The organism is Paraburkholderia sp. (assembly GCF_034668105.1).
In the GTDB taxonomy this organism is placed as follows: domain Bacteria; phylum Pseudomonadota; class Gammaproteobacteria; order Burkholderiales; family Burkholderiaceae; genus Paraburkholderia.
On sequence record NZ_JAXDPY010000035.1, the window covers coordinates 1 to 11,932 of the forward strand.

Annotated in this window: 11 protein-coding genes; 4 read left to right on the forward strand and 7 right to left on the reverse strand. The window is 62.4% G+C overall.

What is annotated here, in order from left to right; genetic code table 11:
* Positions 1 to 346 precede the first annotated feature (346 nt).
* The gene (locus QOC89_RS01835) at positions 347 to 481 is read right to left on the reverse strand and encodes a hypothetical protein (RefSeq protein WP_323043458.1); all 135 of its coding nucleotides are present in this window, start codon (positions 479 to 481) and stop codon (positions 347 to 349) included.
* Positions 482 to 857: 376 nt separating this feature from the next.
* A complete protein-coding gene (locus QOC89_RS01840) occupies positions 858 to 1,127 on the reverse strand; it encodes a hypothetical protein (protein WP_323043459.1) in 270 nt (89 codons plus the stop codon).
* 144 nt (positions 1,128 to 1,271) lie between these two features.
* Between QOC89_RS01840 and QOC89_RS01845 the strand changes: the two genes are divergently transcribed.
* Positions 1,272 to 1,484: a hypothetical protein gene (locus QOC89_RS01845; protein WP_323043460.1), complete on the forward strand. Its 213-nt coding sequence runs from the start codon at positions 1,272 to 1,274 to the stop codon at positions 1,482 to 1,484.
* Positions 1,481 to 2,356 carry a formate/nitrite transporter family protein gene (locus tag QOC89_RS01850; protein WP_323043461.1) on the forward strand — a complete coding sequence of 292 codons (876 nt, stop codon included), beginning with the start codon at positions 1,481 to 1,483 and terminating at the stop codon, positions 2,354 to 2,356. Before QOC89_RS01845 ends, QOC89_RS01850 begins: the two co-directional genes overlap by 4 nt.
* A 165-nt stretch (positions 2,357 to 2,521) precedes the next feature.
* Here QOC89_RS01850 and QOC89_RS01855 read toward each other — a convergent pair whose 3' ends face one another.
* The gene (locus QOC89_RS01855) at positions 2,522 to 3,067 is read right to left on the reverse strand and encodes a DUF4142 domain-containing protein (protein WP_323043462.1); all 546 of its coding nucleotides are present in this window, start codon (positions 3,065 to 3,067) and stop codon (positions 2,522 to 2,524) included.
* Positions 3,068 to 3,262: 195 nt separating this feature from the next.
* Here QOC89_RS01855 and QOC89_RS01860 point away from each other — a divergent pair, with 195 nt between their 5' ends.
* The gene (locus QOC89_RS01860; protein ID WP_323043463.1) at positions 3,263 to 3,466 is read left to right on the forward strand and encodes a hypothetical protein; all 204 of its coding nucleotides are present in this window, start codon (positions 3,263 to 3,265) and stop codon (positions 3,464 to 3,466) included.
* A gap of 115 nt (positions 3,467 to 3,581) precedes the next feature.
* Here QOC89_RS01860 and QOC89_RS01865 read toward each other — a convergent pair whose 3' ends face one another.
* The 4 genes from QOC89_RS01865 to QOC89_RS01880 all read right to left on the reverse strand — a co-directional run bounded on the left by QOC89_RS01865 (position 3,582) and on the right by QOC89_RS01880 (position 9,910).
* A complete protein-coding gene (locus QOC89_RS01865) occupies positions 3,582 to 4,175 on the reverse strand; it encodes a hemerythrin domain-containing protein (protein WP_323043464.1) in 594 nt (197 codons plus the stop codon).
* A gap of 215 nt (positions 4,176 to 4,390) precedes the next feature.
* Positions 4,391 to 6,682, reverse strand: coding sequence for an FdhF/YdeP family oxidoreductase (locus QOC89_RS01870; RefSeq protein ID WP_323043465.1), 2,292 nt, complete (start codon positions 6,680 to 6,682; stop codon positions 4,391 to 4,393).
* 178 nt (positions 6,683 to 6,860) lie between these two features.
* Entirely contained in the window at positions 6,861 to 7,079 is a 219-nt protein-coding gene (locus QOC89_RS01875) for a hypothetical protein (RefSeq protein WP_323043466.1), read from the reverse strand.
* A gap of 389 nt (positions 7,080 to 7,468) precedes the next feature.
* Positions 7,469 to 9,910, reverse strand: coding sequence for a PAS domain S-box protein (locus tag QOC89_RS01880; RefSeq protein WP_323043467.1), 2,442 nt, complete (start codon positions 9,908 to 9,910; stop codon positions 7,469 to 7,471).
* 316 nt (positions 9,911 to 10,226) lie between these two features.
* On the opposite strand from QOC89_RS01880, the gene QOC89_RS01885 reads away from it, so the two are divergent.
* Positions 10,227 to 11,345, forward strand: a complete 1,119-nt coding sequence (locus QOC89_RS01885; protein ID WP_323043468.1) for a sensor histidine kinase — start codon at positions 10,227 to 10,229, stop codon at positions 11,343 to 11,345.
* The last annotated feature ends 587 nt before the right edge of the window (positions 11,346 to 11,932 follow it).

Here is an 11,932-nt window from a genome sequence, read left to right on the forward strand (position 1 = left end):
TGCCGGCCGGCGACAGCAAGCTTTGTAGCGGAGGGGTAGCCGCGCCCGCTGCCTTCGACAACGAGGCAGCCGTCAAGAACAGGATGCCTGCGGGGGTGTGGCCGCCCGTCGGTCTGCCGCCGCGCCGGGGAACAGGGACCGGTCTGCGCGGCCCACACCCCACTCGCGGCGTCGACGCTATGGCGGTGGGGCCGCCGCTGCGGCTGAGCATCGATAGGGTGAGGTGGACATCAAGTCCAGGCTGACTACGCATCTCTTCTCCGGGCGCGTGTTCATCTGCACGCGATATGCGTCCGGTCAACACCTCAGCAAACACCGTACCGCCCAGAAGTTGCTTCTTGTTTGCCTATCCGGCCGGCTCTCCTCCCGCGCCGAGATCGGCGCCGGCCGCCGGTTGCGCGGTGGTGTCCGATGCGGTACGCGTCGTCATGGCCGCCAGAACGTCGATGTCGCATCCGTTACGTTTATCGATGCCACGCATTTCCCAATGGAGGTTTCGTCTTCTACCGCGGCGTCCGATGTGTTGCTCCGGCAACGGAAATAGCGACGTGCCTCATTCATCAACGACGGGCAACACCGGTAGCAGCGCCGCCTACTGGACGGCGGCCGTCGGTTTGTAGCGATTACACGTTGGCCGTGTAGACCTTACCCTGACAGCGCGATGCCCGCCCGATCGACGCGTCGACGCGCGAGTCGCAGCACGGAGGCGCATCCCCAAGGCGCTGTACGGAACTACTGCAGCTGAGGTCCAGGCAATCCTCGCAATCAAAGTGGCCGGCAGTGCCCCGTTCTTCGTCGGGCACTTTGCCAACTTCAGCGCCCATGCGCCGGAGCCTTGACATGAGCATTGCGTTCTTTTATCTGGCCGCGGGCGGCATGCGGGCGCGCGTAAACTCGCCAGGTGCCAGCGACGCAAGCCCGGCAGCAATATCGCTCGCCCGAGCCGCCGCGATGTCCTGTGCGTCTCCCTTGGACACACGACCGCAGTTCCCACTTTTCTCGAACACGAGGCGGTGCCCCAGGCTACGCTCCGTCACCCGCACGACCCACAGAAAACCGCCGTCGAAATCCGCTATCACATCCGATCCGACGCGGAGGTTTGCTAACTCAATGGTGTGTACGCGCATAGGGCCTCCGTTTATCGCGGGTTTTGCGTTCTGGCATGCATCCCACATGCCCGACGAGCGCTCCTTCAGATGCCCCGGAGGACAGCCTTGGGCCTGATCATTGCTCGATGCATGGCACTTATCTATTTCTTGAGGAACCCGTATATGACGACGCAACCCCAGCCCCAGTCGCAGAAAAAGCCTGTTGAAGGCGTGGGCTCCCCGCAGAAAGAACAAATGGAAAGTCCGGGCACCTTCAAAACGGATGTCTCTGAAACGGACGAAGAAGGTACAACCGTGCGGGAGGCGGAAGTTCGCGAAGACGATCTTTCGGAACCCGGATCGTCGGAATCCGGCGGACACGCGCAATCGCAATGAGGTCCACTACCGGGGATCAGGATAGCCAGGCTGCCGGCCACGCGTCGCCCCACCTCGATGATCGCGAGCGCGACCAGGCAGAGGCTCACAGTACGCCTCGCGCGCTCGTCGTCCACGAGATCATCCGGGAGGAGGGGGAGACGGCGCTTGAGCGAAGCGCAAGGGCATTGATGTGGTCCGCATTGGCGGCCGGCCTGTCGATGGGTTTCTCGTTCCTCACGCAGGCAGTGCTGCAAACAAGGCTCTCACCGTCGTCCGCCAGTGGCATTTCTCTCGTTGCCGCGGCGGGCTATTGTGTTGGCTTCATCATTGTCGTGCTGGGTCGGCAACAGCTATTCACCGAAAGCACACTCACTGTCATCCTCCCAGTGTTGACGCGCCGCGACGCGCGCACGCTGTTGGCCGCACTGCGGCTGTGGGTCATCGTGTTGTCCGCCAATCTCGTCGGCACGTGGATCTTCGCGGGCATCCTCGTCTTGCCCACGCCGTTCACACTGCGGCTCGTTCCCGCGCTGGAGATGCTCGGGCACTCCAGCCTCGAATCCGCCTTCGCCACGACGGCATTGAAGGCCGTCTTGGCCGGCTGGCTGATCGCGCTAATGGTGTGGCTGCTCCCCAATGCGCGGTCCGCCGCGGTGATAATCATTGCGATCGTCACCTATGTCGTATCACTATGCGGGTTGTCCCACGTGATAGCAGGCTCGGCCGAGGCTGCGTACATGGTCCTGCGCGGCGAAGCTGACATTGTGGACTATCTGGGGCGCTTTCTCGCGCCCACGCTCCTGGGCAATGTGATTGGCGGCGTCGCCCTGGTGGGACTGCTGAACCATGCGTCCATTGCGCCCGAGATGAACGGGCGGGGCGGCGCCTGATTCTCCGCGTCGCCCGGGACAAAGATAGCAAAGGGGACAAGCTTCAACCGCATGCGACGCTTTCACGACGCAACACATCGCGACGGCGTGCGGTGGCGCACGATTGCCCACCGTGCGCAGGAAAGCGAAGCGCCGCTGCCGCCAGTGTTTCGCGATCCACCGCGTTTAGTGCGCAGCCACACCCTTCTTCGTCGCCAGATCCTGCGCCATCTGGTAATGCTGCTTTATGGTCGGCAGCGCCTTTTGCGCCGCTTCCTTAAGCTTCGCATTCTGGCCGTCGGCAGCCTCTTTCTCGAATGCGGCGACGGCCTGCTTGTGCCCTTCCAGTCCCACCTTCTGAATGTAGGCCTGGTCGAATTGCTTGCCTTTCAGCGGCTTCAATGCATCGAGAATGGCGGGGTCCGAATTGTCCTTCGGCACCTCGATGCCGTGGGGAGCCGCCATCTTGAGCTGCAGGGTCAGCTTGGTGTGGTCCACGATCATGTGATGGGCAAACGACTTCACGTCCTTGTCGCTCGAATTGCTGGTCGCAAGTTTGCTCGCATCGATTTCGGTCGATGACGACATGCTGGCGGCCTGGACGAAATCCTTGTCGACCTGCGCAAGGGGATTAGCGGCCGTCGTCGAAGCTGCCTGCGTCTGCGCGGTTGCCGCGAACGGCACCAGGCACAGGCAACTGGAAACGGCTGCGATCGCTGTCATCTTTTTCATGAATTCCTCACTAGAATCGTTTTACAACCCACTTAACCACATCGTTATGGCCCACCGGATACAGCAATGAGCGTGCCGCACCGCGGGAAATGCGCGGACAGCCATGCACCTTCGAACAAGTTACGGCATAACGCTTGCTGGCTTGAAGAGCGAGACCCTATCCGCCAATTCACCCTCTACCCTATCGAGTCACTCATGAATACGAAAACCTCACGCGCATGGTTCACGGCCGGGGCCCTTGCCGTGCTGCTCTCATTCAACGGCTGCAACCGGTCTGGGACTTCGTCCACCGGCGCGGCCAGCGACACCGCCGCCGCCAGTGATGCTGCGCAAAACAGCGCGCCAGTTGCGGCGCCCGCGACCGCAGCCAGCGACCACCCCGGCGGGGCGAGTCAGTAGGCGTCAGTGCCGAATCGGATTTGCGTTGCGCGCGCCGCGCCGCCTTGGCGCCGGAATTCCCTTAGCGGGCGCCGCCTTGGAGCGCCGAATTCCCTTAACGCGTCGCGGGCGCCCGTCAGCCGTCGTACCGCCTGTAGGGCGAGCGCCACCGAGCCAGCAGTTTGCCCGCGCCGAACAAAACCGCTCCGACGACGACGGCGGTTGCCACAGGAAACGTTCCCGCGGTATCCAGTGCGATACGCGCGGGCCGCTCGCTCAGCAGTTCCACGCGCCGTCGCGTCATGGCGGACCCCAGCGATCTGAGTTCGGGCTTCAGCGAACGTTCGGCGATGGGCAACAGCACGGCTTCCTCATCGGCCACGTGATGGATGGTTTCCCGCATCAACTGCATGAACACGCCGTCGAATGCGGCATTGTCGGGGCCCATGCCGCGCAGTTCCTCGATTTTTGCGCGCAGCCCATCATGCTCCGGCCGGCTCTCGCGCAGCGTTTCGTTGTCCGGCGCGACGCGCGCAAGCGCCGGATAGAAGATTTCCTCTTCGAGTTGCGCGTGGATTTCAAGCGCGCTGCAAACGGAGCCCGCTATCGCGCGCTTGCGCCACCATGGGCTGGCAAGATGGTAGCGGTGGAACGCGGTGAACACGTGCGAATGATCGAGGCGAATCATCGTCGTTATTTCCGGGGAAATTTGCGAAGCTTGCTTGGACATGGTCGGTTTCTCGTGTTGATGCCCATCTGGGCGATTGCAGGAGATTGCGGGTATGGGCAATCAGTGCGCTTAATGCGAATCCGGCATGCTGCCGCTGTTCCGCGTTGCGCTCCGGTGACGGGTCGTTCTCCCGGAGGTGATACGCCCGGATGCGAATGAGCGCTTCGAGGTCGGTATCCATGCTGTGCTCCTCCATAAAAACTCGCGCAACGCTCCTACGCGTGGCGCGCGACGATGCGAACCGGTATCGACTTCGCGGCCGGCACCTTGCTTTCTTTCGCGCAATGCCAGAGCGGCAGCAGCGGATTGCACTCCGGGTAATACCCGGCAATACATCCCTGCGGAATGTCGTACGGAACGATTCGAAGCCCCTCGACGCGACGGTCGACACCGTCGTCGGCGATCGTTTGCAGCGTCACCTGATCGTCTTCCTCCAGCGAACGCGATGCCATGTCGGCACGATTCATCAGGATGACCATGCGCCCTCCCTTGATGCCGCGAAACCGGTCGTCGAGGCTATAGATGGTCGTGTTGAACTGGCCGTCCGAGCGCAACGTCATCAGCCGCAATGCGCCGGGCTCGCGCTCCTCCATGTCGGGATCCTCGCCGAGCGACGTGGGCACCATGAATTCCGCCTTGCCGCTCGGCGTCTGCCACTTGCGCTCGCGTGCCGGCAAAGGCCTCGGGAAACCGCCCGGCGTCCACATGCGGGCTTCGAAATCGCGAAAGATCTCCGGGTAAGTTTCCGCGATCGCAGCGCGCACGCTGCGATAATCGTCGCGCCATGCGTCCCAATCCACCGTGGAACGAGCAGCCAGCGTGGCCTTGGCGATACCCGCGACGATAAAAGGCTCCGAGCGCGCATCGGGGCTGGCCGGTTCCACTACTCCGCGCGAGCCGTGCATGCAGCCGGTGCTGTCTTCCATCGAGACGGACTGCTCGCCGCCCGCCTGGCGGTCAATCTCGATGCGGCTCAGACACGGCAGGATATAAGCCACGGCGCCATGCACGAGATGGCTGCGGTTGAGCTTGGTGGCGACGCTTACGGTCAGGCGCACACGGCTCCAGGCCGGCTCCGTCAGATTGCGGTCCGGCACTGAGCGCACGAGATTGCCGCCCAGGTTGAGCACGGCCGTCACCTTCCCTTTGACGATTGCCTCGAACGCCTCGACGATGTTCATGCCTTTTTTTCGCGGCGGCTCGAACGAGAACTGCTGTGCAAGCTGGTCGAGCGGCGCGAGTTCCGGCTTTTCGGTAATACCCACGGTCCGTTGGCCCTGCACATTCGAGTGTCCGCGTATTGGCGACGGGCCCGCCCCCGGCTTGCCGACGTTGCCGCGAAGCATCAGGAAATTGCAGACCATACGCACGTTCTGCACACCCATGCGATGCTGGGTCAAGCCCATGCCGTAGTGGATCATCACCGCACTCGATTTCATGTATTCGTCGGCCGCGCGCTCGATGTCGGCGCGCGTCAGCCCGCTGACCTGCTCGATGTCCGCCCATTGAGCTTGTCGCACATAACGGGCGAACTCTTCGAAGCCCTGCGTGTGCTCGCGCACAAAGGCTTCGTCCAGGACGCGCGCGGCGCTGCGGGCCACGGCCGCGTCGTCTGCGGCGATCACAGCCTTGCACAGGCCGACAAGCGCCGCCGTGTCACCGCCCGTGCGGAGCTGGTGATATTGCGTACTGATCTGCGTCTCCTGCGGCGTGAGCATCTGCACCGGCGACTGCGGATTGCTGAAGCTGATAAGGCCCGGCTCGCGCAACGGATTGAAGGTAATGATGGGCACCCCGCGCTTGCGCGCGTCCTGCAGTGGATGAAGCATTCGCGGGCTGTTAGTGCCGACGTTCTGCCCGAAGAAAAACATCAGATCGGTCTTTTCGAAGTCGTCCAGCGTGATGGTGCCGACCCCGACGCCGATCGCCTCTTTCAGTCCCACGCTACTGCTTTCGTGGCACATATTCGAGCTGTCCGGGAGATTGTTTGTGCCGTACATGCGGGCGAACAACTGCAACATATACGAGGTTTCAAGCGATGCGCGTCCCGAGGTATAGAACACGACCTGCTCCGGGTCCATCGCCTTCAGTTCCCGGCCAATGTCGTCGAACGCTTCCTGCCAACTGACCGGCACGTACCTGTCGGACGTCGCGTCGTAGCGCAGCGGTTCGGTCAGGCGCCCCGCTTCTTCGAGATCATGATCGTGCCACGCGAGTAACTCGCTCACGGTGTGAATCCGGAAGAAGTCGTGCGTCACCCGCCTGGCAGTGATGTCCCACGCGGTAGCCTTCGCGCCGCTCTCGCAGAATTCGAAAGTGTGCGGGTCCGCAGGCTTCGCCCAGGAACAGCTGACGCACATGAAACCGTCCGGCTTGTTCTGGTGCAGCAGCACTGCGCTGCCCTTGAGCGTCACCTTCTCTTGCGCAAGGATCGACGTGACCGCTTTCAGCGATCCCCATCCGCCTGACGAATAAGGATAGGCCTCATTCTTCGTTTTTTTGTCCATGACTCACCTTGGGAAACGGAAATGTTTCTCCGGTGCAGCAAAGCTTATTCCGCGCCGGAAATGTTGGACTTCCCGTTGGCGTTGCGCCGCGGCACGCCATCCGCATGCGCTCCCGGCGGTGAACTATCCATGCCCGGTCTTGCAAGCGTCACATCGGTCGGTCAGCGCTCTCGCCTGATCACCCCGGCTTTTCTAGCAGCCATGCGAGGTAGTCCTGGCGAAGCCAGCCCGATCTGACGCTTCGGTCGCGTTCGCGTTCCGCCGCTATTCGGACCGCATCAGCGAAGCATTGCAGCGCTTCTTTTGAACCCGAAACCGTGCTGTATTCCTCTTGACCGATCCGCCCGTCGAGTAAGACGGCAAATCCCGCCTCCCGCGCCATGTTCAGTATGTCCATTTCCGCTCCTTCCGCACCGAGCCCGATGCCTTGATTGCTCCGTACCCGGGAGGGGCGCATTATCCATGCCTCCTGGCAGGTCATAGCATCGTAGGCCTCCGGGCCCGGTCGATGAGAGCGAGAACAGGCGGCTTTTCTGCCAGGCCCCGGTCCGCCTTGCCCGGCTTCCCGATGGTGCTTCGCCTTGTGGGCAGGAATGCCATATGCGGTATATGCGGGCAGAACGACGCTCCTTGCGAGGGGAGCGCATTCGCGCCATTCAACTTCGCTCCGGACGTCTAGCGGTGAAGACACAAGGATGCGAAGAAAGCGCTCGGGAGCAAGCCGGGCGCACGAGGCTTGATTTTTTATACACCGGGTGCCCGCGATTAATATCTGCCACGGCCGGGCTACAACGAACCGGCACCTTCAACTGGCCCGTCGGTTGACTCTGACTGGCCGTCACCGGCATCTGGCTCCGCGAGTGGCCTCATGGCAGGCTGCAGCGCCGCACGCAACTGATCAAGCGTGAAGGGCTTGCGTAGCGCCGACCATTCGAACTCAAACTTCTCGTGGGCGGGGACCGGATTTCCGGAGGCGAAAACAATCCGGAGTGCCGGGCGAGTGGCAAACGCGCGTCGCGCCAGTTCGGTGCCCGACATATCCGGCATGATGACGTCGGTGAACAGAACGTCAAAGTCTTCAGCTTGCAGGGCATTCAGCGCCGCTGCCGCGCTGTCGGCGCGCTGCGGTTTCATTCCGATCAGCGTCAACAGCTCGAAGGTTGCGTCCAGCGACGCCGCATCGTCTTCCACGACGAGAACGCGCAGGCCCTGACCGTTTGCGCCCGGCACAACGCCATCACCGGAACGGGCATCAACCGCGCCCGGTTCCATCGCGTCGTCATCGTTGTTGCCCAACACCTGCCGCACCTTGACGGCAAGTTGCTGACGACTGTACGGCTTGCTCAGCAGTTCCACGCCGGGATCGAGCCGGCCACCATGCACGATCGCGTTCTGGGTATAGCCGGACGTAAAGAGTACCTTCAATCCGGGCAACATCTGGACTGCCTTTCTGGCCATTTCCGGACTACGCAGCGCGCCGGGCATCACCACGTCGGTAAACAGCAGGTCGATATGCACGCCGCTCGCCACCACAGTCAACGCCTGCTCCGCGTCGTTGGCCTTGAGCACCGCATAACCGAGACCGCTAAGAAGCTCAACGACCGTCGACTGAACCTTCAGATCGTCTTCCACGACCAGGATGGTCTCGTTGCCATGCTTGAGGACGGCCTCCCGGCTTCGCCTGGTCTCAACCGCCGCCCCGGTTGACCGGGGCAGATAAATCCGGACGGTCGTTCCCTCACCGATCTCGCTATAAAGCCGGATATGGCCGCCGCTCTGCTTGACGAAGCCGTAGGCCATGCTCAGGCCGAGGCCGGTACCCCGCCCTTCTGGCTTCGTGCTGAAGAACGGGTCAAAAGCGCGCTCCATCACCTCGCGGCTCATGCCAGTTCCCGTGTCGGTGACAGCCAGCATCACATACTGCCCGGCCGGGACGTCCGGAAGCGACAAAACGTACTCGTCGTCAAGCGTCGCATTGGCCAGTTCAAGCGTCAGCTTGCCGCCGTCGGGCATCGCGTCGCGCGCGTTGATAGCCAGATTCAGGATCACATTTTCCAGCTGATGGGGGTCCGCCATGGTATTCCAGAGGCCTCCGGCAACCACGGACTCGATCTGGATCGTCTCGCCCAGTGCCCGCCGCAGGAGGTCGTCCAGCGCGTGAAGCTGACGCGCAGGGTTAATGACGACGGGGGCCAGGGGCTGCTGACGACCGAAGGCCAGCAGTTGTGACGCCAGCTTCGCGCCGCGGTCGACCGCATCAAGCGCGTTACCCAGCCGCTCGGCGCTCCAGGCATCACGACCGTGCCTGCTTTCCAGCAGTTCCAGGTTGCCCCGAAGTACCTGGAGAACGTTGTTGAAATCGTGTGCAACCCCACCCGTCAGTTTGCCCAGCGCTTCCATCTTCTGGGCCTGAAACAAGGCGCTCTGCGTTTGCTCAAGCAGCTCGCTGGCGCGTCGCCGCTCGGTAATATCGCGCGTGACTTTGGCAAATCCGACCAGCTCGCCATCTTCGTAAATGGCGTCGATGACAACGTGCGCCCAGAAACGGCTCCCGTCCCGCCTCACGCGCCAGCCTTCGGCCTCAAACCGTCCCACCTGTCTCGCGGTCTCGAGGCCCCGGAAAGGGACGCCTCTTGCGACATCCTCGGGCGTGTAAAACCTGGAAAAATGCGAGCCGATAATTTCTTTCTCGGCGTACCCCTTGATCCGCCGCGCCCCGGAGTTCCAGCTCGTAATGTGCCCATCGGGCGAAAGCATGAAGATGGCATAGTCGGTGACTCCCTGAACCAGCAGGCGGAAGCTCCGCTCGCTCTCCAGTACGGCGTCGTGAACGGCCTTCTTGTCACTGACGTCGCGGACCACCTTGCCGAAGCCAATAAGCTGCCCCCGGCTGTCTCGCAACGCCGTCATGACGACGTTCGCCCAGAAGATCGTCCCATCCTTGCGCACGCGCCAGCCCTCCGCGACGTAACGCCCGACCTCGGTCGCAGCACGCAGGGCCGCCTCGGGCGCACCCGCGGCGCGGTCCGATTCAGGGTAAAAAAGTGAGAACGGCTGACCGACGATTTCGTCTGGGCGATACCCCTGGATGCGTTCGCCGCCGGGGTTCCACGTAAGCACGATGCCCTCTGGCGACAGGGCGAAGATCGAATAGTCCTGGGTGGATTCAGCCCATAGCCTGAGCCATGCGGAACTGAAGCCGGCGGATCGTGGGTCAACGTCGTTCATCTGATCAACCTGGTAAGGGGTTCGGTGCGCAGTGGTCAAATCTCGGACCGGAAGCAATAAACGAGCCCGACGGCTATATGCAAAAGGGCCGTTCGCCGGCCCAACTGATCGCGCTGATCCGGATCCTTGCAGCGTGAACGTGCGGGGCCGCCGCAATGGCGGGCCGGCGTCGCGCGTACAATCGACGGCGACAAGCGACGTGCTGGAGGGGTCCGACTGCCTGCCGGGCAGTTGTCCCGCCTCCATTCCATCAGGCGGAATCTGCCTCGCCCTTCAACAACAGCGCACGTCTGTCTACTACGTACCGGAGATCCCGATGAGCCTGGCCGACTTCATTGAAGCTGATCTGACTGGCCTGATCGACGACTGGACAAACTACGCCCTCGCGCTCAGCCAGCCGGACAGCAAGCTGTCGGAGAGCCAGTTGCGCAACTCGGCGGCCGATATCCTGATGGCGATTGCGGCCGACATGCGCGAGGCGCAGAGCACGGTGCAGCAGCAGACGAAGTCGCGCGGCGACAAACACGCGCCAAGGTCCGGCTTCAACCGCGTCGCGCATCGGCATGCGGAGGATCGTCTGTCTCACGGATTCGGCATCAACGATGTCGTCGCAGAGTTCCGCGCGCTGCGCGCCACGGTGCTGCGGCGCTGGCAGAAAACATCACCTGCGGGAGGGGCGGCATTCCAGGAAATGATCCGCTTCAATGAAGCCATCGACCAGGTGCTCGCCGAATCGGTGCGGCACTATGCGCACCGCACGGAGCGCATTCGCGACCTGTTCGCCGGCGTGTTGGCGCACGACCTGCGCTCGCCGCTGGGCGCCATACTGAATTCCGCTGAAGTGCTGCTGCACGACGACAACCTGTCTCCCCCGAGCGTGCGAGCGGTCGCCTTTGTCCAGCGCGGCGCAATGCGCATGAGACAGATGATTGATGATCTGCTCATTTTTACGCGCTCCCGGCTTGGGGACGCGCTGCCGGTCAGTTTCACGCCGCAGCACATCGGACGGATCTGTAGCGACGCGGTGGACGAGGTGCGTGCGTCGTTTCCCGATGCGCGTATCGAGCTGCGGCTTGCAGGCGAACTTCGTGGCCGTTGGGACGGCAGCCGGCTCGGGCAACTGGTGGTCAACCTGCTCACGAACGCGGTTCGCTATGGGTCGGGGCTTGTAGTCGTGGAAGCCGGCGGTCGCGATGGAAGAATGACGCTTGTTGTCTCCAACGAAGGCGATCCGATCCCGGAGCACGCGCTACCCACGCTGTTTGATCCACTGACGCGCGCGGGCATACCTAACCGGAGCGGGACGGCGGCGGGGATGGGCCTGGGTCTCTACATCTGCCGCTGCATTGCCAGCGCGCATCAGGGCACGATCGGGGTTGAGTCGACGGGGCATGCTACCCGTTTCACCGTGTGCCTGCCGTGTGCGCCGGCGTGATGCCGATCAAGGATGGTCCGGTTTTAGCGGCGCACCCTGCCTGCGCCGGGGCACCATGATCGGCGTTCGTCGTCAACGGCATCGAGAATCGCCTGCTTTCGGCCAGTTGTTCCGCCCCGCTCCTGGGTCGCCCTTGAACGCTTCAGGCTTGAGCTTCTGCAGGCCAATATCAGTCAGCAAGGTCCAGGATCACTCCCACTCGATCATCAACAACCCGCCCAATCCCGCATGGTTAAAGGGTTTGGCTATGATCGAAAAAGGTCTTTACCGACGCTTTTACCGTCAGGAAAACACGCCCTTTGCTGGCGCGGGATTCGGGACAATTGGCGGAGTGCCGACCTATCATCAATCACTTGGAATGATACCGAATGAGTGGCGAAACGTCAGGCGTTTCTGCACCGTCTGCTCCAAGGAATAGCCGGTGATCAGCGCGAAGATGGATAGTCAGCTCGTTGGAACGCCGTAACGCTTGAACAGCGCCTCGAAGAAGGCCTTTACATCCTCCTTGGCTGTTGGCACTTGCAGCTCCGCGGCCCCAAAGCGAAAGACTTCATACCCTGCGAGCTTGAGTTCGCGGTCGCCCCGGA